The organism is Pedobacter petrophilus (genome assembly GCF_009674725.1).
GTDB lineage: Bacteria > Bacteroidota > Bacteroidia > Sphingobacteriales > Sphingobacteriaceae > Pedobacter > Pedobacter petrophilus.
In genome coordinates this window covers 13,587-33,760 of record NZ_WKKH01000025.1, presented here as the reverse complement: position 1 = coordinate 33,760, position 20,174 = coordinate 13,587, and the positions used below count along the sequence as shown (strand labels likewise).

The window sequence follows — 20,174 nt, the reverse complement described above, 5'->3', positions numbered from 1 at the left end:
TTAGTCTCAATTATAGATAAGATACTGAAACAAGTTCAGCAGGATGCGTTATGAATTACAAATGATGCGGTCGTCCAAACTGCTCCATTTTCACTTTAGCTTTATCATCTTTTACGGTTAATCGGAAAATGTAATCATAGTCATCGTCGGTTAGCATTTCTTTCGGCCTTTTCCCGCCAAAAGCTTCGATAATTTCCAGTACGGTATTTGAATGACCTGCCACAATTACTTTTTTGCCGGCATAATTTTTCTTTACCGAATCAACTAAAGCCTTTGGATCACTGTAATTGATCACCTTTGGGATGATCAGTGAATCTAAGGTTTCACGGGTTCTTTTGTAAGGTGTGCAAAAGGCAGCATCAAATTTTATTTTCTTTAGAAATGTGGCCAGTTCGCCTGCCCGGATTCTGCCTTCATCAGATAACTCCGGATCTTTATCTTCAGGATTGGTCTTATCTTTTTCGGCATGCCTTACAATCCATACTTCGGTAGTTTGAGCTAAAGTAATAGTAGCAAATACGAAACTTAAAGAGAGCAGTAGGATAAGCTTTTTCATTTTATAAAGATTAAAATTTTTTTCGATAAGAAGGTAAATCGCTTCATAAAAAAGCCGGTAACGCTTTTGCGCTACCGGCTCTGTTAAATAATTTTTAATTAGTAGCCCGTGTTCTGCCAGCCTGTTTTGTTGTTTACATTATCAATCCTGCCTGAGGAACAGGATAAATGCCTCTAAAAGATGCGATTCCTGGAAAAACGGCTGCCATTTGATTTGTTCGCACAATGTCGAACCACCAATCGGCCTCCAGCGCAAATTCAAGTCTTCTTTCCAGGTAACTGCATTTCTAAATCACTTTGTGTAGCTAAGATGCTGCAGTTTTATTGTTGCAGCTGCATGGGTTCGCACGGCGTTAAGTGCTCTAAACGCCTTTAATGAAAGCCATTTGGGTAAGCTCTTCTGCCTGATCCTGACAAAGCGTTTTCTTAAAAAAGTAGGCATACACTTTCTTATGATATAGTTTGAAAACTATCTCAAATGATAAATGATCTCCTTGTTTGATCTCTTGGATATAGTTTGACACCACAGCTCAAAACTATTTGGTTAATGTTAGCTAAAATAAATATAGTGTTATTTTATTAAATGCTTAACATTAAAAGCAGGGCCGTTCCTTATCTTTTTGAAAGCGTTTTTACCAAAGAAATAATGTCTTTTTCTTCGTGCCAGCTGCTCAATACAATCCTGTTGATGGGATCACTATCTTTTGTGGGATAAGGGAAGGATGAGATGAGGATATTTTCTTCCAGAAGGTATTGATCAATAGTTGAATCATCAATTAAAAATGCAGGAAAACCGGGAGCAAATTTCCATTTATTACCTAAGCTTTTATGGAGTAAAGCCATGTTTTTCTGAAGTTTAGACCATTGATCCTGGTAAATACCTTCTGCCCGGATAAAGGCATGGAGCCCTGCGGCTGCGGGAGGTGAAGCACCAACAAACATATTGCTGTTCTTTAATGCCGAAATGATTTTCTTGGAGCCAAGCACTAAACCTGCATCTACACCTAACGCCTTGGCCATGGAAGCGATCACGATACAGGAGACGTTTTTGTTTTTGGGCAGTGCGTTAAGTACACTTAAGCCCTGATTATTGATGCCAATGCCATGAGAATCATCCACAATGAGCACGATGTTTTTGTCAGGTTCAATGGCATTCAAAAAACCAAAATCATAGATTTCAGGTTGCAAATTATTCATTGAATTGCTAATCAGCACCCAGTTTTTTTCAGTTGAGGTATTGATTTGATCAACAATATCGTTTTTCCAGCTGGTAAAAGTACCAGAAACTGGCGGCGGATCATTTAGCCACAGCGCAGTATGGGTGTTTGGTGCATATGCTATAGCACCAAAAGCAGCGAAGTGTTTAACTGTTAACTGAGCAGCCAGATATCCACTAGAAGTGATCAGCGCATCTTCGGCATGGTAGCGGGCTGCGGCTACTTTTTCGGCCTCATTGTAAATGCCGAGTTGGATATTATTGCTCCGGCTTGTGCCGTTATTTAATCCAAATTTTTTAATACCCTCTACATATAAATCCTGAAATTCCTGATGTTGCGGAATTCCTAAATAAGCGGTGCCACCGAAATACAGATAACTTTTTTCATTGATCGTGATCTCGTTCGAAAAAGGTTGATTGATCGATTGGAATTCCGGTTTCATTGCCTAATTGTAGTTTCTGCCAAGCGCATCATTTGCCGCTTTTATCAACGATTTATCTGAATTATCATCGTGGTAAAACTCCCAGAACATGATGCCGTTTGCCCTTTCTTTAGCAAGCATAGCTTTTCGTTTGGTCGTTACGGTTCCATTATAAAAATATTCCACGCCGTTTATGGTGGCAAAATCTAAACTCGTATCATTGTTGGTGGCGACAAATTCGCGATAGGCTTTACTGGCATTTGCTGCGTTTTTGCCGTAAGCGGGAATCCCTAATACGGCCTTTTCTTTTGGCATTCCACGCGTTCCAAGCCAGTAATTTAAACTTGCAACGGCCATATTATAGGAGGCATGCTGAACGGGTTGTTCCTTATCCCAGCCAATTCCATCGTAAACCATAATGTTGAAAAAATCAATCAAAGGAAAAACTTCCGATTTTAAGCCATCGCGAACGCTGCCCGAGTAAACACCAGGGGTAATGGCTGCACTTAGAAATTTATGGTGATGATGGAGCGAATCTGAAAGTTCTTTAACCAGCAGTAAATAAGTGTCTGCAGATCCATCGGCAGTGCTTGGATATTCCCAATCCAGATCAACACCATCCAGATTATTTGTTGTGGAAAAAAGTAACACGTTTTTAACGAAAAGGCTTCTCGCTGCTGCTGATGCCGCCATGGTTACGAAAATGCTTTTTGTTCCGGAAATAGAGATGCCGGTTTTAACACCATTAGCGCGTGCCTTTTGCATTACCGTTGCAAACCTTCCCGGCTGCTCCAGTGGTGCCAAAGATCCGTCTGGATTTGGATTTAAAAAGGCGTAAAAAAGATGCGTAATCATTTTATATTTTGCATCTGCCACACCCGCCGGATCACGGTAACTTGGGAAATAAGAAACAATTTTAAAGCTATTATCTGCAACGTAAGGCGTAGCAGGCGTTGCATCAGGCAGACCATCACTTTTTTTGCAGGATGCTATGGCTAGTAGCGCAGAAGCAAAGATTAACAAATATATTTTTTTCATAGAATGATTAAAACTGATCATGGATATAAGTCATTATTCTAACCATTTCTGCCCTTACTTCTGCCGTTTGGTTGATAAAATTGTTGTTCATAAAGGAGTAAATATAGGTTTTGCTCTTTTTAGTTAACACATAACCACTTTGGTTATGCACGCCCCCCAGCGATCCGGTTTTGCCATAAACAAAAGGTTGATCTGTTTTAGGGTAAGCATTTTTTAACGTTCCGGTTTTACCTCCGGCAGGCAACATATCAAAAAGCTTTTCCCTGTTGTTTACCAGTTTATAGATCGAATCAAGCAGGTAAATATTATCCCGTGGGGTAAATAGATTCTGTCGCGATAAGCCCGATCCATCTGCCCATTTTACTTTATCGGGCAAAAAAGAAAGGTATTTTTTAGTGATGTGCTGAATGGCTTTTGTAGTACTCAGCGTATCGCCGATTTGATTGGAACAGACCAAAAGCAGGTGTTCAGCAATAAAGTTATCGCTTGGCAGCATCATGTGTTTTAGAACAGAATCGCGTTTGGCACCAGGCAATGTTTTTGCATCAGCAGGGATTTGCATTTTAACTATGCCAACGGGTTTATGCAGCGTATCTGTTAATATTTCAACAGTCGTTTGTGTACTGGTTTTATAAGGGTTTTGCTGATTATAGCCAGGCTTAACCGGAACTGCCGGGTAGCGGAATTGGTTAGTCAGGAAATCTCTGGTTACCTGAAAATTGCCGGTGGTTTTAGTAGCGTCTACTTCGAAACAAGGTGCAAAAACTTTGGGTTCGATATTGATTTTATTCGCACCAGCGTATGTCGAAGTAACCATATTATCCATAACAGGCATTTCGGTAATTTCCGGCTGATAATAATAATCGTAATCATCCCAGCTCCAGCCATCACCAAAAAAAGATCCGGCATAACGCCCTGGCGCAAAAAATAACTTTTTATTAGTGGCTTTAAGAAAATTATAAGCCGATTTATCCTTTACAGCAAATTGAAGAAAGGAAGGGTCTCCGGTTCCCCAGAAAATTAAAGAATCGTTTTGTTCTACGTACTTCAAAGCAGGCATTAACTCTGGTAACATTTTTAAACTTGCGTAAAAAGTATAAAGCTTGGTGTTTGATGCAGGTGTAAAATACTTATCGGCATCTTTTTGAAAGATCATTTTCTGCTCTTCCATATTGTACAATGCGAAACCAACCTGATACTGCTTAATTACCGATGAATTTTTAAACTCTTTAGCAACTTTTTTAGCAATGATATGGTCTGTAGAACAGCTTGTTAGGGCTGATACAAACAGGAGGGATGCGGCGAAAAAAGAATAGTAAACTTTATTGTGAAACATCATGCTCAATTAGAAATTGATAATTGCCAACTAATTTATTAAATTTAATTTAATGTTAGCCAAATATACTTGTGTAACCTTTTTGGTGTTTTGCAAAGTAATGATTTGCCTGGCTTTCCTTTTGTCTTTTTTTAAAGTTTATGCTCAGGATTTTGCGTTTTCTGGCAACAGAACCAAACAGTCGATACCATTTAAGTGCATTAAAAATCTCATCATCATTCCATTATTTGTAAACGGTAAAGGGCCCTATGATTTCGTTTTGGATACTGGCGTTGGGCCACTTATCATAACCGAACCTTCCATTATTGATTCGGTTAATTTCAGCACCATGCGCAAAATTAAATTATCAGGTTTGGGTGTAGAGCATGTTGATGCTTATGTATCTCAAAATGTAAGTGCGCAGTTGGGGAGTGCAAAAATTAAATATATTCCAACAGCTGTTTTGAAGGAAGATTTTTTTAATTTATCTGGTCATTTAGGGATAAAAATCTTTGGATTAATCGGCTTCGATTTTTTCAATAGTTTTGTTGTAGACATTAGGTATAGCAGCAATCAATTAATTTTTAGTGATCTGAAACGCAAGGTAAAATACCGTGGGAGCAAGGTTCCGATCCTGATTGAAAAAAATAAACCTTATATCGCCACTGAAGTGGTTATTAATGATACGTTAAGGGTGAAAACGCGCCTGCTTATTGATACCGGAGCCAGCCATGCCTTATCATTGGAAATGCTGGATGGCCGTGCATTTCCAGTTCCAGACCAAAAAATTAAAGCAAACCTGGGCATGAGTTTAAGCGGGCAGATTAAAGGCTTTGTTGGCAGAATCTCTAAATTTTATATTGGTAAACATGTTTTCGCAAATGTGGTCACCGGATTTCCAAATTTTGAGTCCATTTCATCGAAAATTGATCTGATTAGCCGGAATGGAAATTTAGGTGGAGAAATTCTGCGTAAATTTGATGTTCAGTTCAATTATCAGGAAGGTTTTTTGTACCTCAGGCCGAACTCAAACCGTAAAAAAGCTTTCCAGCATGATATGCTTGGTATGGTGGTTTACCTGGAACAGAATCAATTTAAAAGAGTATTAATCGGTGAAATTGACGAAGACTCTCCAGCAGAAAAAGCAGGTTTTTGTCCGCAGGATGAGATAATCGGGATTGATTTTAAATCAATTGATTCTTATACATTAAATGACATTAATGAGTTATTTAAGTCATGGCCAAACAGAACGCTTATTTTCGAAATCTATCGCGACAAGCGTGTTTTCTTCAAATTTGTGCGCCTGGAAAAAAGGATCTGAAGCAGCCAGTAATTTTCTGGTTACACAAAGATTTTGCAGTAACAAGCGGCTAACTTCGAACTCTATTATTCTTATAAACTAACTCATAAATGAAGAAACAGCTTAGCGTACTTGCATTTGCAGGTATGGTTGCGCTTGGTTTGGCAAGTTCAAATTCAGCATTTGCGCAGAAAAAAAATAAAAAGGGAACAACTACCCCGGCAACTCCGGCAACAGCCACACCTGCGGCGGCAAAAAAAGAAGGCATTAAGCCATTTTCTGAAGTGATTACGGCCAAAGCCAGAACTACTAACGGCTTGTTTAAAACCCATAAGGTTGATGATAAATGGTATTTCGAAATACCGGATAGTCTGGTAAACCGCGAAATGCTAGTGGTGACGCGTTTGGCAAAGGCACCTGTTGGTGTAAAAGTGGGCAACCAGCAGTATGGTGGTGAAGAATTGAACGAACAAGTCTGGAAATGGGAGCGTAGAGGAAAGCAGGTTTACATCCGTGTACCGAGTTACGCCACCAAAGCAGATCCAAATAGCGATATGTATGAGTCAGTTAAAAACTCTAATCTTGATCAGATTTTAGCTGGCTTTGACATTAAGGCCTATAATAAAGATACCACAGGCTTTGTAATTGATGTAACCGATTTTTATAACGGCGACATTATGGCGATTGGTGCGACAGATCAGATTCGTAAAGCCTACAAAGTAATTGCATACGATGCTACCCGTTCTTATATTGATACCGTAAAGACCTTTCCCATCAATATTGAGGTTAAAACAGAGAAAACGTATAAGGCGGCAGAATCTCCAACAGATAACAGCAATGCTGCGGTAACTTTCGAGTTTAATACTTCCATGCTTTTATTGCCAAAAACGCCAGTTAAGGCAAGAATTATGGATAGCCGCGTGGGCTTCTTCGGACAGTCGCAGTTAGATTACGGAACAGATGCACAAAAAGCGGAACGCACCGCTTACATCCACCGCTGGAATTTAGTGCCTAAAGATACTGCTGCCTACATGAGGGGTGAACTAGTTGAGCCAGTTAAGCCGATTGTAATTTATATTGATCCGGCAACGCCGAAAAAATGGGTGCCTTATTTAATCCAGGGTATAAACGATTGGCAGGCTGGTTTTGAAGCCGCCGGTTTCAAAAATGCCATTATAGGTAAACAAGCGCCAACGCCGCTGGAAGATCCTCAGTTTAGTGTAGAAGACTCCAGGTATTCTGTGGTGCGTTATTTCGCTTCAGATATTGCAAATGCTTATGGTCCGCATGTAAGTGATCCACGTACCGGACAAATTTTAGAAACGCATATTGGCTGGTACCATAACGTGATGAACTTATTGCGCAACTGGTATTTTGTGCAAACAGCGGCAATTAATCCTGAAGTGCGTAAAGCCAGGTTTACGGATGCACAGATGGGAGAATTGATTCGTTTTGTGTCATCCCATGAAATTGGTCATACCTTAGGCCTGCCCCATAATTTTGGTTCCAGCTACGCTTATCCGGTAGATTCATTAAGATCTAAAGCTTTTACTGATAAACATGGAACAGCTCCTTCTATTATGGATTATGCCCGTTTCAATTACATTGCCCAACCAGGTGATGGCGTGACCAAATTGCACCCGCAAATTGGTGAATACGATAAATGGTCAATTAAATGGGGCTATTCTTGGATTCCAGGAAATAAAACTGCAGAGCAGGAAAAAGAAATCCTGAACCAATGGGTATTAAAGAATGCTGATAATCCATTGTATTTCTATGGTCGCCAGGGTACAAGTCTTGATCCACGTTTGCAAAGCGAAGATTTAGGCGATAATGCAATGAAAGCAAGTACTTATGGTATTGCTAACTTAAAACGCATTTTGCCAAACGTAGAAAAATGGACTTATCAAAAAGGAAAAGATTATAGCGATTTAAAAGAAATCTACACAGAAATTGTAGGTCAGTTTAACCGTTATATGGGGCACGTAACAACCAATGTTGGTGGCTTAAGTGAAAACTTCAAAACGTATGATCAGGCAGGACCAGTTTATGCTTATTTACCAAAAACTAAACAAAAAGAAGCGATTACTTTTTTTAATCAGCAATTGTTTACTACGCCGTTATGGTTAATTAGTAACGATCAGTTGAATAAGTTTGATAACGGCACTTTACTCAACCGCATCAAAGCGGTTCAAACCAATACGCTTGGAAACCTGTTAGCAGCACCACGTCTTGCCCGTTTATTGGATAATGAAACCAAAAACGGACCGGCAAAAGCTTATACTTTACCAGAAATGTTTACAGATTTAAGGTCTTCGGTATTTGCGGCAGGCATGGCCGATGCATTTAAACGCAATTTACAGCGTGCTTACGTAGATCGTTTGGAAAATCTAATGACTAAAGAATCTGAATTACCGGTAGGATTTCCGGTGGAGTCTGCGGCAAGCTATGGCTTAACGCCTGTTAACGTTGCCTTGTCAGATATCAGACCATTGGTTAGGGCAGAACTTAAAACGTTATGGGCAACCACTAAAGCGAGATCAGCTGCCGGAGATGCCATTACAAAAGCACATTATGAAGATTTAAATATCAGAATCAAAGATATTTTAGATCCTAAAAAATAATTATCAATCAATTTAAAGGAGCGGAGCAGGTCAATAAAATGATCGCTCCGTTTTTTTTTGCTAAAACCGAATGTATAATTATTGATGGGTTAATTCGAAGTTTAGCACAATGATTAGTTTTATGGTAAAATCGGATTCCAATGTTTAGAAAATCATTAATCACTGTTTTATTATTTCTCTATGTTATTCCTGGCTTTGCACAAAATGCAGATTCGGTTAGTGTAGTGAAAACCAAATGGCAAAAAACCAGAATTGCCCGGCAGGTGAAACTATTTTGCCATCATTTTAACAACAAAAATCTTTTTGGCGCAAATGAAAATATCTCTTTTGTTGAAATAAAAAATTCAGGAAGGAAAGCCGTTTTTGCCTTAGCTGCTGAGGAAAAGGAGTTAGTAACTACGGGCAATTTCGGTAAAAGAGATACAGCAATCGTTGCCCTTAATGGCAATTTCTTTGATGTAAAATATGGAGGGTCAGTTGATTTTGTACGGGTTAATGGAAAAGTGATTAATACTAACCGGCTGGATAAAAACAATAACCGCTCAAAACATCAGCAAGCGGCGGTGGTTATAGAGAAGGGTAAAATAAGTATCAAAAAGTGGGATGGTACCAAAGATGGGGAAACAAAACTTAGCGAAGAAAATGTTTTGCTTAATGGTCCGTTATTAACTTACAACAGCCAGAATGAAGATTTGGATACGACGTCTTTCACGCTCCTTCGTCATCCGAGAACCTGTTTAGGCATCAAACCAAATGGCAGGGTAATTTTGTTAACTGTTGATGGCCGGAACGAAAATTCTGCAGGGATGAGCTTACCAGAACTAACCAGGCTGATGAAGTGGCTGGGTTGTACGAGCACGATTAACTTTGATGGCGGTGGTTCAACTACCTTATGGATTGCTGGAATGCCGGATAATGGCGTGATCAATTATCCTTCAGACAACAAAAAATGGGACCATCAGGGCGAGCGTAAAGTAGCCAATGTGGTGTTGGTTAAAAAGAAATAATTATTTTAGCGCCAATGATTAAAAATATTTTAAGATTCTTTTTTATCGTATTGATGCTATCAGCATGTAATTCCCGGTCGAAAAAGAATGATGCGACTTTGCGCGACTTCTCCTTTGCGCCGGTGAAAGGTATTCGGTATGAGGAAGTGAAGCGTCGTTTCAGCGATAATCTATCATTCAATAAAGACGGCTTTATGCAGGAACCTTCCTGGATTATTGAAGTGGCTGCTGAAGATACGATGATGGCCTGGAGCCCTCAAAAGCAAATTATGCAGAAATTTTATCTGCAGTATGATCATGGAAACGTGTACAACTTTGCCGAAGAATTCTTTAAGGTTAAACACATTAGTAAAGATAGCCTGGTTTTTCAACGCATCCAGGTAGATGGAAAAGTAATCGCCGATGATATCCGTTCGGATGTAAACATGACGTTCTATGCGCAGACTTACATTAAAAATAAACTGAAAACAACTGCGTCAGTTTTGCAAAGGCCTGCCAAAGCGGATACCTTATTTATCAAAGCACGATCTGCAGTGGTTAACCGAACAGACACTGCTGCTTTTGCGGCCAGAGTACCCGTACAGTTTATCCCTAAAAGCAAAATTGTAAAAGTGGAAAAGTTTAGTTCGGTAGATAAGTTGCAAAAAAGAACTTCCGCTTATGATTATATGTTTCCAAAGTACCGGATAGAAATTCAAAGGGCTTATAAGGATTTCGCTTATGAATGTTTAGCCGTTGTCGATTATACCGGAAATATGAAAATCCTGACGGTAAACGGAGTATTGCCAGAGGCTGCAGAGGGTAAAAAAAGGATGATGCAAGGAGTGGCGGATATTTACATCAGAAACCTTTTTAATGTTATCCCCGGAACCACACTTGGAATTCCACATAATAGTGAAATTACGGTGATGATTGTTGGGAAGGAAATTAAAAGCCCTTAGTAATCTGATGTTTACATTTTTTTAAACGTTAAAAAAATGTTGAAATTTATTTTGATTTTAAAAATTAAAACTTACCTTGCAGACTTAATTTAATATTTAATACAATGCAAGAAGGCACAGTAAAATTCTTCAATGTAACTAAAGGTTTTGGCTTTATCGTACCTGCTAACGGCGATAGCGAAATTTTTGTTCATTCAACAGGTCTTATCGACGAAATCCGTGAAAACGACAAAGTACAGTACGAAGTTGCTAACGGTAAAAAAGGCTTAAATGCCGTTAATGTGAAAGTAATTTAATTTATTATCATATTTACAAAGGGGCCTCGATCACAATCGAGGCTTTTTTATTGCCAAATTTTCTGAGATTTTATTGATCAATAACCAATACTATTTTTACCCATGACGAATTATTTCATTGTACCCGGACTTGGTAATTCAGGCCCGGACCATTGGCAAACACATTTTGAAAACTCAGGAGAAAATTTCTTTAGAATTGATCAGGTAGATTGGGAAGCACCTGCCAGTGCCGATTGGGTTAAAAATATGGATGATGCATTATCAGGCTATGACCTTTCTACTGTTGTTTTAATCGGCCATAGTTTAGGTTGTACGGCAATTGCCAATTGGGCTAAGCAATACCAAAAAATAATTAAAGGAGCACTATTGGTTGCACCAAGTGATTTGGAAGCGCCGCGATATACGTTTCCAACAGTTGGTTTTGATCATGTTCCGCTGGATAAATTCAATTTTAAAACCATTGTAGTAGCGAGTACAAATGACGAATGGGTAAGCATCGAAAGAGCAACTTTTTTTGCTAGGCATTGGGGAAGCGAGTTCATTAATATTGGTGATGCAGGCCATATTAATGCAGTCTCTGGATATGGGAAATGGGATGAAGGTGCGGAGATTTTGAAAAGATTGAGCTGATATTTAGTCCATCGGACGAATATAAACATCACTCCGGTATTCATCCGATGACTATACTTTAGATGACTAATAATAAAATTATTTATGAGCTGCTTTTTTCCTAAGTAAATAATCCAAAAATACCAGGCCAATCACTAAATCAATAAACAAGAAACCGTAAATAGCTGTCGGAGTCACGATCTTATTCCAATCAATATTGAGGTTTAATTCTGCATCGAAACCTGCAAATTTTAAGTTCGAATGGTAAAGCGTATAACCAAATAATGCGAGGAGGGAAGTCACGAAAAATCCGCCAATGCCGTAAATAATATTTGTATTTACCTTCGTTTTGAGGGCTACCGGTGCAGGTTCCGATTTAACACTTTCCATCACATTTCTAGCGAAAGACATGGAGGGCTCTTCGAGATCCAATTCATTAAAAGCAAGATTCAGGTTCAATAAAGCTTCATACTGAAGGTTGATTTCTGGGTTATTATCAATCTTTTCCTGAATGATTTTTGCCTGGGCTGCATCTAAATTTCCATCAACGTAATCCCAAAGTTGTTGTTCTATTGTGCTCATAATAGCTCTTTTACTTCATCCTTTAACAAATATTGTAATTTTTCTTTTAACCGTTGTCTGGCCCGGTGCAGTTTTACTTTTACGGTGTTTGGTGCCATACCTAGGGTTGCACCAATTTCTTCCAAACTTTGCTCTCCCTGATAAAAAAGGGTTATAATTGCGGCATCATCCGTGGCTAACTGCGTAATGGCTTCATTTAAAAATTTATAACTATCTTTTCTTTCGTATCCATTCGCCATAAAACCTGAAGTATGGTTTTCCAGTTGGATAAAAGTTTCATCGTCGCTAATTGATAGCGTATCTAATCGCTTTTTCCTTAGAAAAGTCATGGCTGTAGTATAGGTAATGGTATAAAGCCAGGTGCTAAACTTCGAAGTTTGTTTAAATGTTCCTAATGCTTTGTAGGCCTTTACGAAACAATCTTGTGCAATTTCCTCTGCATCTTCTCTGTTTTTTGCGAAACGCAGGGCAAGCGTAAATACAAATCGCTGATGACGCTTCACCAATACAGAATATTGCCCGGTTTGCCCGTTCAATACGCTGTCGATCAGCATTAAATCTGTATTTGTTTGCTCCATGTTTAGCCATAAGACTACAGTTGCTGCATGGAGGTTACAGTCAAATAATTTTAAATAAATTAATATCGATGTTGTTTAAAAGATTGCTTTAAGCCAACATGCTGTTTAGCCCATAGGTTTGCAGTGACGATTTTCCTCCGGCAGATTTTAAAGGATTAGGAGTTGTGTTAATTAAAAATTTTGTTCCTCCACAGATCTGAATATGGGCTGAAAAATGACAAAAGCTAATGCGCTGCAAAAAACTTTAATCCTGCGATAGATCCAATCAATGTACAAATGAAAAATATTCGCCAAAAGGTAGCAGGCTCATTGAAATAGATGATGCCAACGATTACCGTTCCAACGGCACCAATTCCTGTCCATACGGCATAAGCAGTTCCCATAGGAAGCGTTTGTGTGGCCTTATTTAACAGTAGAAAACTCAGGCCGATACAAACAATAAAAGCTGCGGTCCACTTTATATTCGTAAAATTTTTAGATAATTGCAGACAGGTGGTAAAACCAACTTCAAAAAGTCCGGCTATAATTAAAATGATCCAGTTCATGTAGCATGTATTTCTACAAAGATACCAGGCAGCTGTTAGCCCACCTTTTACATTTGTTAAAAAATGAATTATTTTCCTCCTCTTATTCTACTCAAAGTTACCTGCGTAACGCCCAGGTAAGAGGCGATATGTTTTAACGCCACCCGTTTAAGTAGCGATGGAGAATGATTTGAAAAATCCTGATAGCGTTCTGCTGCGCCTTTAAATGATCGGTCAATTAATCGCCTTTCTGTTGCGATCAGTTCCTGTTCAGCTATTTTTCTACCCCAGTTCGCGATCTCTATATTCGCATGATAAAGGTTAAATAAGTCAGCGAGTTTAATCTGAATCAAGGCACAATCTTCCAAAAGCTCGATGTTTTCGTAGCCCGGCTTATTATTAATGTAGCTGTTAAAGGAAAACAACACGCTTCCGCTTTCGCCAAACCAAAAAGTGATTTGTTGATTTTCACCGTCCGAATAAGCCCGGGCAACGCCGCTTTGAAGAATATAAAAGTAAGGTTCTATTTTATCAGCATGGATCAGGATGGTTCCCTTTGGATAAGTAACTCCAAGAACATGCTTAGAAATCTCTATCAGCGCATCATTGCTGAGCGATTTAAAAATGTCTATATGTTTCAGTTGTTGATACAAGATTGTTAAAGCTATACATTTTTTTCAAGGCAGGGTGTAACCTGTTTCAAAATGCTGTAGTCATAATACACAGAACACGTTCAAACAATACAAACTCACAATAAACATATATTATCATGCAAGACATATTAGTACCTATCTCAATTTTCCTGGGCACCTTCGCAATGGTTTTCGGAATCCGTTATTTATCGAACAAAGAAAAAATGGCGATGATCGAACGAGGCATTCATCCCGGCGTTTCCAGATCTGCCCCAAAGCCTTATTTAAGTTTAAAATTCGGCTTGTTGATGGTCGGGTTAGGAATTGGCCTTTTAGTAGCACTATTTACAGTAAAAAATGTTTTCGGTCCGGAAATTACCCGAGGAGAAGAAGGCCAGGCGGCAGCAATTTACTTTGGATTCTTAGGTATTTTTGGTGGCCTCGGACTTATCACTTCGTTCCTCATCGAGAAGAAAGCTATTGATACCGATCCCTCAAAATAAGTATTTGACAGATAAAAAATCGCTGTTTGCAATTAGCTGGCAGCGATTTTTTTATTGAGGTTTATTAATCACCGCAACCGTTAACCGGCTGATGCAATTCATCTTTCCCCGGTCATCATATAATTTAATATCCCAGATATGTGTTTTCGCGCCACGGTGAATAACTTTACAGATTCCGGTTACGAGCCCACTTTTCACTGGCCGAAGGTGGTTTGCATTAACTTCTAAGCCCACCGCAACATACTTTTCAGGATCAATACACATGTAAGAAGCAATGCTGCCAAGGGTTTCTGCTAAAACAACAGAGGCACCGCCATGTAAAATACCAGCAGGTTGGTGGGTACGTTCATCTACAGGCATGGTACCTTTGATAAAATCATCGCCAATTTCGGTAAACTCAATGCCAAGTAATGCGCCTATATGGTTTTTCGGACGACTGTTTAATTCCTCTACGGTAAACTCCTTAAACCACATGATAACGTTCTGTTAAGATGCCAAAATGGTGAATAATATGTCCGGCTGTAACAAATAAAATTGATTTCACATTGATGGCTCTGCCAGATGCTGTTCCTGTCCGATGAAGTTCATCATCATTCAAACTGCGGTAAAGATAAAGGTTTGCTTTTCGCAGCGTGGCAAACTCTTCAATCATGTCTTCGTAATTGCGTTCTCCAAAACGGGCATTTGAAACGTAGTCATCTTCATCAAAGCCAGGTAAATGCTGTTGTTCATTTCTAGCAAAACAGGTAATTCGGTAAGCAAAAATACGCTCGCAATCGATAATGTGCCCGAGCATTTCTTTTAACGTCCACTTATTTTCTGCGTAGGCATAATTCTCTTTGTCTTTATTTCTTTCAAACAAAGCAGGAAGGCTAAAAACCTGTTCTTCCAGAATTTCAAAAATATCCTGCTCAACTTTGTTAATATAGGCTTCTGCCCAGATCGGGTAATCGTTAGGCTGTGGTCGGTTCATATCTTAAGCTGCTTTTTAATATTATTCTAAAGGTTGTTCCCCTGCCAATTTCAGATTCTTTTACAAAAATTTCACCGCTGTGATAATTTTCAACTATCCGTTTGGTAAGTGAAAGACCCAACCCCCAGCCGCGTTTTCGGGTAGTATAGCCAGGCTGAAAAACGGCATCAAATTTTGATCTGGGGATACCTTTTCCCGTATCGGTTACATCAATAAAAACCTGTTCTTTGGCTAAATTTTCAATAATATTGATAGAAATTGATCCCTCATTTTCAATAGCATTTGCCGCATTTTTCAATAGGTTTTCCGTCACCCAGTCAAAAAGAGGAACATTTAATAATGCCCTTACCTGTTCATCCCCAGAAATACTGAATTTTACCTTATCAGATGTTCTTACTTTAAAATACCTGATAAAATCACTGATCACAATGTAAACCGTATGATCTTCTAAAATGGGTTTAGATCCGATTTTTGAAAAGCGATCGGCAATGATTTCCAGGCGTTTAATGTCGTTCTCCATTTCGGCAATTAAAGGATCATCTTCTGCATCAAATTTGGATTTCATTAATTCGGTCCAGGCCATTAATGATGAGATTGGCGTGCCCAACTGGTGTGCAGTCTCTTTTGCCAAACCTACCCAAACATGATCTTGTTCATCTTTCCTTGCAGAACTAAATGCAGCATAGGCGGTGAGCAGGAAAAGAAAAATTACCGTCATCTGGATGTAGGGGAAATAGCGAAGTTGTGTGAGCACAAACGAATCACGATAGTACGCCTTAAACTTTTTCCCGAAAATATTCATTTCATCGGGTGGATGCTGCGCCTTCATTTGCCGCAACTGGCGAACAAAGTAAACACTGTCATAAGTTAGCTTGGTATCGGCAATTGGATAATTGGTTTTTGTACTATCTAAACCGAAAAATGAGCTGATCACTCCGGAAGAGTCTACCATAATTACCGGCGTTTTGGTGTTTTCCCTTACGGTTTCTACAACCACCCGATAATCATCATTATCGTATAAAAACATCGCCCGTTCCTGAATTTTTACCCAAAGGTGAAACTGATCAGCTTCTTCGCGTTCCATTTTCTTTACAAAAGAATCCGTGTAAAACACTGAGGCAATGCCAATTAAGATTGCAAAAATGAGAAGGAAAAACTTCCAGCGGCGTTTCTTTTGATAGGGATTCATGCTTTGGGTAGCCAAATTACAATAACAAAACGAAAAAAACAGAAAAAACATATCTTTGTGGCGTCTTGCGTTTAGCGCCAGGCGATAAGCGTCTCAAACGCCTAACGCCCACCGCCCACCGCTCAACACACTAATTATGGATAAGAAAGTTAGAGTAAGATTTGCCCCAAGCCCAACCGGAGGCCTACATTTAGGCGGTGTTCGCACGGCTTTATTCAATTATTTGTTTGCCAGAAAAAACAACGGAACCTTTGTTTTGCGTGTGGAAGATACAGATCAGAACCGCTTTGTAGAAGGTGCAGAAGAATACATTGTAGATTGTTTAAACTGGTGTGGCATTACGCCCGATGAAAGCCCATCCAATCCTGGTAATTACGGTCCGTATCGCCAAAGTGAACGCAAACCAAGTTATAGAAAATTTGCAGAACAACTAATTAGCGATGGTTATGCTTATTATGCTTTTGATACGCCTGACGAATTAGATGCTAAGCGAAAGGAGATTCCTAATTTTCAATATGGGCAAACTACGCGGATGCAAATGCGCAACTCTTTAACTTTAACCATTAGTGAAGTAGAAGATTTGCTTGCTGCGAAAACACCGCATGTGATCCGGATCAAGGTGCCTGAAAATGAGATTGTACATTTCACTGATTTAATTCGTGGCGATGTAAGCTTCGAAACGTCATTGGTAGATGATAAGGTTTTATTAAAGGCAGATGGAATGCCAACCTATCATTTAGCCGTTGTGGTAGATGATAAAGCAATGGAAATTACCCATGCTTTCCGCGGGGAAGAATGGTTGCCATCTGCACCAACGCACATTTTATTATGGAAATATTTGGGTTGGGAAGCCGACATGCCTCAATGGGCTCACTTGCCATTAATTTTGAAACCAGATGGTCACGGTAAATTAAGCAAACGTGACGGGGATCGTTTAGGTTTTCCGGTGTATGCCATGAACTGGACAGATCCAACAGGAAGCACCACCAATGGATTCAAAGAAATGGGATTCTTACCGGAAGCTTTTGTAAATATGTTGGCTTTGTTGGGTTGGAACGATGGAACTGATCAGGAATTATTTTCTTTAAAAGAAATGGAAGAAAAATTCTCTATTGATAGAATTAGCAAGGCCGGAGCGAAGTTTGATTTCGAAAAAGCAAAATGGTATAACCATGAGTGGATTAAGCAGTCATCAGCAGAAAGTTTGCACGTACCAGTCAAAAACGAATTGCAAAAGGCAGAAATTAATGTTAGTGATGATGCGTTTTTAAATACCATTATTGATTTAATTAAAGATCGTTGTACGTTATTGCCTGATTTTGTAGCACAAAGCGGATACTTTTTCGCAAGCCCCAAAGCATATGATGTAGCCGCTGTTAAACCAAAATGGACGGAAGAAAAAGCAGCATTTTTTAATGCTTATGCTGAAAATTTATCTTTAACAGACGCAGTCTCTGCAGAAGAAGCCTTCAAAACTTTGGCAGCAGAAAAGGGTTTTAAACCTGGTGAGTTGATGTTACCTTTTAGGATCATGTTAGTAGGTGGTAAATTTGGCCCCGGTGTTTTCGATATCGCCCTTTTATTAGGCGTGGAAGAAACAAAAGCAAGAATAGCAAAAGCCATAGCGGCATTTAACGTTTAATAATAAAATAGAAGAGGGGCCAGACATAGGTTGTTTGGCCCTTTTTGTATCTATATTATCACTAAAAGATATTGCGTAAAATATTTTCTATTTTAGCATAACAATTTTTTGGTAATCAGGTTATTCATACAATAAAAAAAAATAAATTATGCAGTGGTTTGGTAAAGGCAGTAATAATGTTGAAGACGGAAGAAGTGGTGGCGGTGGAAAAACTATTTTGGGCGGCGGAATTGGAATAATCGTCGTTGTATTAGGCTTAATATTTGGAAAAGATTTAACAGGTGTAGTGAGTCAGTTACCTTCAAATGGAGGTACGGAGCAGGTAAAACAAGGTGTGCCTGCAGATGATGCACAGGGCCAGTTTGTTTCTGGCGTTTTGGAGTCTACGGAGCAGGTTTGGGACCAACAATTCCAGGCAATGGGTAAGCAATATGAATATCCGAAACTAAGACTTTTTAGAGAAGGTGTTCAAACGGCTTGTGGAAATGCAAACGCGAATGTAGGCCCGTTCTATTGCCCTGGCGACCAAAAAGTGTACATTGATTTATCTTTTTATGATGATTTAAAAAACCGTTTCAGTGCTGCTGGTGATTTTGCGCAGGCTTATGTAATTGCACATGAAGTTGGTCATCACGTTCAGAATATTTTAGGCATTTCAGAAAAACTGGATCAGGCCCGTGGGCAGGTAAGCGAAAAAGAATACAATAGGCTATCAGTGAAATTAGAGCTACAAGCTGATTTTTTAGCAGGTTTATGGGCTCATCATGCTCAAAACCTAAAAGATTTTAAATTAGAAGAAGGCGATATAGAAGAAGCATTAACAGCTGCCAATGCCATTGGCGATGATAAGCTGCAAAAGCAAGCTACAGGCGATGTGCAGCCAGATTCTTTTACTCATGGTACTTCGGAACAACGGATGTTCTGGTTTAAAAAGGGTTTCGAAACCGGAGATTTCAAACAAGGGGATACCTTTAGTTCAAATAATTTATAAATAATTAAAACTTTTTTACGAAGTCGGATGTTTGTGTACATTTAAAGATATTTTGTATCTGAACCAAACGTAATTATTTCGGGCTTCTCATTTGTATAATAAAAGATGATTCTTATAGTTGATGACAGGCCTGAAAACCTGATCTCCTTACAAAAAGTACTCCAAGCACACAATTTTGAGGTTGATACCGCATCATCAGGTGAAGATGCGCTTAAAAAAGTCCTGAAAAACAATTATGTGCTGATCATTCTTGATGTTCAGATGCCAGATATGGATGGTTTTGAAGTAGCAGAAGCCATCTCGGGCTTTAGTAAAGCCAAAGACACAGCCATTATTTTTCTCTCAGCAGTAAATACAGAACTTAAATTTATAACAAAAGGTTACCTCAGCGGCGGCCTCGATTATATTACCAAACCTGTAGATATCAATGTCCTGCTGCTCAAAATCAAAACATTTTACCGCATCTATGAGCAAAGCAGAAAGCTAAATGAAGTACAGGAGAAGCTTTTAGAAGAAATCGAATTTCGGAAACAAGCAGAAAATAAAAAAGACGAATTCATCAGCATTGCCAGTCACGAATTAAAAACTCCTTTAACCAGTGTAAAAGGTTACATTCAATTGCTTCAGCGCAGTTTAAATAAGGATGATAAAACCATGGCGCAGAACCACCTGGCCAAAGCCAGCGTGCAGTTAGAAAAACTGAATGAACTGATTGTTGATTTACTTGATATTTCCAAAATTGAAAGTGGAAAAATGAAGTTCAACATGCAATATTTTTGCGCTGATAATATGGTAAATAATGCCATAGAAATGTTGCAACAATCCAACCCGGGTTTTACCATCAACAAACTTGGGAAAACAGATGACAATATTTACGGCGACGAAATGCGCTTGGAGCAGGTGGTGATCAATTTCATTACCAACGCCATAAAATACGCTCCTGGAACCAACCAGGTAAATGTGACCACCAATATTAAAAATGGCAAACTTTACCTTGCTGTTAAAGATTTCGGAATCGGCATTTCTTCAGAACAGCAAGCTAAAATATTTGATAAATTTTATCGTGTGGAAGAACACAGCAATCGTTTCAATGGCTTAGGCATCGGGCTGTACATCTGTTCTGAAATTATCAACAGACATGGCGGTACCATTGGTGTAAACAGCGTGCCCGATGAAGGCTCTGAATTCTATTTCATCATTCCCATTACCGAAGAACAGGTACCCAATAATTAATCTA

The 20,174-nt window shown here is 39.0% G+C and carries 21 protein-coding genes; 10 read left to right on the top strand and 11 right to left on the bottom strand.

The window, feature by feature from the left end; all coding sequences use genetic code 11:
- Window positions 1–55 precede the first annotated feature (55 nt).
- From GJU39_RS15230 to GJU39_RS15215, 4 genes are all read right to left on the bottom strand, one after another.
- The gene (locus tag GJU39_RS15230; RefSeq protein WP_154281842.1) at window positions 56–556 is read right to left on the bottom strand and encodes a SixA phosphatase family protein; all 501 of its coding nucleotides are present in this window, start codon (window positions 554–556) and stop codon (window positions 56–58) included.
- 611 nt (window positions 557–1,167) lie between these two features.
- Window positions 1,168–2,214, bottom strand: coding sequence for an aminotransferase class I/II-fold pyridoxal phosphate-dependent enzyme (locus GJU39_RS15225; RefSeq protein WP_154281841.1), 1,047 nt, complete (start codon window positions 2,212–2,214; stop codon window positions 1,168–1,170).
- A 3-nt stretch (window positions 2,215–2,217) separates the two neighbouring features.
- Window positions 2,218–3,231, bottom strand: coding sequence for a glycosyl hydrolase family 18 protein (locus GJU39_RS15220; protein WP_167515701.1), 1,014 nt, complete (start codon window positions 3,229–3,231; stop codon window positions 2,218–2,220).
- A gap of 7 nt (window positions 3,232–3,238) precedes the next feature.
- The gene (locus GJU39_RS15215; protein ID WP_245227929.1) at window positions 3,239–4,570 is read right to left on the bottom strand and encodes a D-alanyl-D-alanine carboxypeptidase; all 1,332 of its coding nucleotides are present in this window, start codon (window positions 4,568–4,570) and stop codon (window positions 3,239–3,241) included.
- 49 nt (window positions 4,571–4,619) lie between these two features.
- On the opposite strand from GJU39_RS15215, the gene GJU39_RS15210 reads away from it, so the two are divergent.
- The 6 genes from GJU39_RS15210 (at window position 4,620) to GJU39_RS15185 (ending at window position 11,344) form a co-directional block, all read left to right on the top strand.
- Complete coding sequence (locus GJU39_RS15210; protein ID WP_154281839.1) at window positions 4,620–5,867, top strand: aspartyl protease family protein; 1,248 nt, start codon at window positions 4,620–4,622, stop codon at window positions 5,865–5,867.
- A gap of 89 nt (window positions 5,868–5,956) precedes the next feature.
- Complete coding sequence (locus GJU39_RS15205; protein WP_154281838.1) at window positions 5,957–8,470, top strand: zinc-dependent metalloprotease; 2,514 nt, start codon at window positions 5,957–5,959, stop codon at window positions 8,468–8,470.
- Window positions 8,471–8,610: 140 nt separating this feature from the next.
- On the top strand, window positions 8,611–9,477 hold the full coding sequence (locus tag GJU39_RS15200) for a phosphodiester glycosidase family protein (protein ID WP_154281837.1): 867 nt from the start codon (window positions 8,611–8,613) through the stop codon (window positions 9,475–9,477).
- Between the two features lie 14 nt (window positions 9,478–9,491).
- The gene (locus GJU39_RS15195; protein ID WP_154281836.1) at window positions 9,492–10,418 is read left to right on the top strand and encodes a hypothetical protein; all 927 of its coding nucleotides are present in this window, start codon (window positions 9,492–9,494) and stop codon (window positions 10,416–10,418) included.
- A gap of 104 nt (window positions 10,419–10,522) precedes the next feature.
- Complete coding sequence (locus GJU39_RS15190) at window positions 10,523–10,714, top strand: cold-shock protein (protein WP_025141747.1); 192 nt, start codon at window positions 10,523–10,525, stop codon at window positions 10,712–10,714.
- Window positions 10,715–10,816: 102 nt separating this feature from the next.
- The gene (locus GJU39_RS15185) at window positions 10,817–11,344 is read left to right on the top strand and encodes an RBBP9/YdeN family alpha/beta hydrolase (RefSeq protein WP_154281835.1); all 528 of its coding nucleotides are present in this window, start codon (window positions 10,817–10,819) and stop codon (window positions 11,342–11,344) included.
- Window positions 11,345–11,422: 78 nt separating this feature from the next.
- Here GJU39_RS15185 and GJU39_RS15180 read toward each other — a convergent pair whose 3' ends face one another.
- The 4 genes from GJU39_RS15180 to GJU39_RS15165 all read right to left on the bottom strand — a co-directional run bounded on the left by GJU39_RS15180 (window position 11,423) and on the right by GJU39_RS15165 (window position 13,660).
- Complete coding sequence (locus GJU39_RS15180; RefSeq protein WP_154281834.1) at window positions 11,423–11,905, bottom strand: anti-sigma factor family protein; 483 nt, start codon at window positions 11,903–11,905, stop codon at window positions 11,423–11,425.
- On the bottom strand, window positions 11,902–12,483 hold the full coding sequence (locus GJU39_RS15175; RefSeq protein WP_154281833.1) for an RNA polymerase sigma factor: 582 nt from the start codon (window positions 12,481–12,483) through the stop codon (window positions 11,902–11,904). Before GJU39_RS15175 ends, GJU39_RS15180 begins: the two co-directional genes overlap by 4 nt.
- Before the next feature lie 224 nt (window positions 12,484–12,707).
- On the bottom strand, window positions 12,708–13,028 hold the full coding sequence (locus tag GJU39_RS15170) for a DMT family transporter (protein WP_154281832.1): 321 nt from the start codon (window positions 13,026–13,028) through the stop codon (window positions 12,708–12,710).
- A 68-nt stretch (window positions 13,029–13,096) separates the two neighbouring features.
- Complete coding sequence (locus GJU39_RS15165; RefSeq protein WP_154281831.1) at window positions 13,097–13,660, bottom strand: Crp/Fnr family transcriptional regulator; 564 nt, start codon at window positions 13,658–13,660, stop codon at window positions 13,097–13,099.
- 116 nt (window positions 13,661–13,776) lie between these two features.
- On the opposite strand from GJU39_RS15165, the gene GJU39_RS15160 reads away from it, so the two are divergent.
- A complete protein-coding gene (locus GJU39_RS15160; protein WP_154281830.1) occupies window positions 13,777–14,142 on the top strand; it encodes a DUF6249 domain-containing protein in 366 nt (121 codons plus the stop codon).
- Between the two features lie 51 nt (window positions 14,143–14,193).
- On the opposite strand, the gene GJU39_RS15155 is transcribed toward GJU39_RS15160, so the two are convergent.
- Genes GJU39_RS15155 through GJU39_RS15145 form a run of 3 tightly spaced genes read right to left on the bottom strand, consistent with a single transcriptional unit; the run spans window position 14,194 to window position 16,304 of the window.
- The gene (locus tag GJU39_RS15155; RefSeq protein ID WP_154281829.1) at window positions 14,194–14,616 is read right to left on the bottom strand and encodes a hotdog fold thioesterase; all 423 of its coding nucleotides are present in this window, start codon (window positions 14,614–14,616) and stop codon (window positions 14,194–14,196) included.
- Window positions 14,606–15,115 (bottom strand): DinB family protein, encoded by a 510-nt coding sequence (locus GJU39_RS15150; RefSeq protein ID WP_154281828.1) that lies wholly within the window; start codon window positions 15,113–15,115, stop codon window positions 14,606–14,608. The genes GJU39_RS15155 and GJU39_RS15150 overlap by 11 nt, the downstream gene beginning before the upstream one ends.
- Window positions 15,096–16,304: a sensor histidine kinase gene (locus tag GJU39_RS15145; RefSeq protein ID WP_154281827.1), complete on the bottom strand. Its 1,209-nt coding sequence runs from the start codon at window positions 16,302–16,304 to the stop codon at window positions 15,096–15,098. Before GJU39_RS15145 ends, GJU39_RS15150 begins: the two co-directional genes overlap by 20 nt.
- Before the next feature lie 136 nt (window positions 16,305–16,440).
- Here GJU39_RS15145 and gltX point away from each other — a divergent pair, with 136 nt between their 5' ends.
- The 3 genes from gltX (at window position 16,441) to GJU39_RS15130 (ending at window position 20,170) form a co-directional block, all read left to right on the top strand.
- A complete protein-coding gene (gene gltX / locus GJU39_RS15140) occupies window positions 16,441–17,946 on the top strand; it encodes a glutamate--tRNA ligase (RefSeq protein ID WP_154281826.1) in 1,506 nt (501 codons plus the stop codon).
- A 148-nt stretch (window positions 17,947–18,094) separates the two neighbouring features.
- Window positions 18,095–18,937 (top strand): KPN_02809 family neutral zinc metallopeptidase, encoded by an 843-nt coding sequence (ypfJ, locus tag GJU39_RS15135; protein ID WP_154281825.1) that lies wholly within the window; start codon window positions 18,095–18,097, stop codon window positions 18,935–18,937.
- Between the two features lie 105 nt (window positions 18,938–19,042).
- On the top strand, window positions 19,043–20,170 hold the full coding sequence (locus tag GJU39_RS15130; RefSeq protein ID WP_154281823.1) for a sensor histidine kinase: 1,128 nt from the start codon (window positions 19,043–19,045) through the stop codon (window positions 20,168–20,170).
- Window positions 20,171–20,174: the final 4 nt, after the last annotated feature.

What these genes read in the sequence shown, in the direction of transcription:
- ypfJ (WP_154281825.1), top strand. Translation starts at nt 18,095, where the DNA reads ATGCAGTGGTTTGGTAAAGGCAGTAATAATGTTGAAGACGGAAGAAGT.
- GJU39_RS15130 (WP_154281823.1), top strand. Translation starts at nt 19,043, where the DNA reads ATGATTCTTATAGTTGATGACAGGCCTGAAAACCTGATCTCCTTACAA.
- GJU39_RS15170 (WP_154281832.1), bottom strand. Translation starts at nt 13,028, where the DNA reads ATGAACTGGATCATTTTAATTATAGCCGGACTTTTTGAAGTTGGTTTT.
- GJU39_RS15205 (WP_154281838.1), top strand. Translation starts at nt 5,957, where the DNA reads ATGAAGAAACAGCTTAGCGTACTTGCATTTGCAGGTATGGTTGCGCTT.
- GJU39_RS15175 (WP_154281833.1), bottom strand. Translation starts at nt 12,483, where the DNA reads ATGGAGCAAACAAATACAGATTTAATGCTGATCGACAGCGTATTGAAC.
- GJU39_RS15200 (WP_154281837.1), top strand. Translation starts at nt 8,611, where the DNA reads ATGTTTAGAAAATCATTAATCACTGTTTTATTATTTCTCTATGTTATT.
- GJU39_RS15190 (WP_025141747.1), top strand. Translation starts at nt 10,523, where the DNA reads ATGCAAGAAGGCACAGTAAAATTCTTCAATGTAACTAAAGGTTTTGGC.
- GJU39_RS15215 (WP_245227929.1), bottom strand. Translation starts at nt 4,570, where the DNA reads ATGATGTTTCACAATAAAGTTTACTATTCTTTTTTCGCCGCATCCCTC.
- GJU39_RS15145 (WP_154281827.1), bottom strand. Translation starts at nt 16,304, where the DNA reads ATGAATCCCTATCAAAAGAAACGCCGCTGGAAGTTTTTCCTTCTCATT.
- GJU39_RS15230 (WP_154281842.1), bottom strand. Translation starts at nt 556, where the DNA reads ATGAAAAAGCTTATCCTACTGCTCTCTTTAAGTTTCGTATTTGCTACT.
- GJU39_RS15160 (WP_154281830.1), top strand. Translation starts at nt 13,777, where the DNA reads ATGCAAGACATATTAGTACCTATCTCAATTTTCCTGGGCACCTTCGCA.
- GJU39_RS15220 (WP_167515701.1), bottom strand. Translation starts at nt 3,231, where the DNA reads ATGAAAAAAATATATTTGTTAATCTTTGCTTCTGCGCTACTAGCCATA.
- GJU39_RS15225 (WP_154281841.1), bottom strand. Translation starts at nt 2,214, where the DNA reads ATGAAACCGGAATTCCAATCGATCAATCAACCTTTTTCGAACGAGATC.
- GJU39_RS15210 (WP_154281839.1), top strand. Translation starts at nt 4,620, where the DNA reads ATGTTAGCCAAATATACTTGTGTAACCTTTTTGGTGTTTTGCAAAGTA.
- GJU39_RS15185 (WP_154281835.1), top strand. Translation starts at nt 10,817, where the DNA reads ATGACGAATTATTTCATTGTACCCGGACTTGGTAATTCAGGCCCGGAC.
- gltX (WP_154281826.1), top strand. Translation starts at nt 16,441, where the DNA reads ATGGATAAGAAAGTTAGAGTAAGATTTGCCCCAAGCCCAACCGGAGGC.
- GJU39_RS15150 (WP_154281828.1), bottom strand. Translation starts at nt 15,115, where the DNA reads ATGAACCGACCACAGCCTAACGATTACCCGATCTGGGCAGAAGCCTAT.
- GJU39_RS15180 (WP_154281834.1), bottom strand. Translation starts at nt 11,905, where the DNA reads ATGAGCACAATAGAACAACAACTTTGGGATTACGTTGATGGAAATTTA.
- GJU39_RS15195 (WP_154281836.1), top strand. Translation starts at nt 9,492, where the DNA reads ATGATTAAAAATATTTTAAGATTCTTTTTTATCGTATTGATGCTATCA.
- GJU39_RS15155 (WP_154281829.1), bottom strand. Translation starts at nt 14,616, where the DNA reads ATGTGGTTTAAGGAGTTTACCGTAGAGGAATTAAACAGTCGTCCGAAA.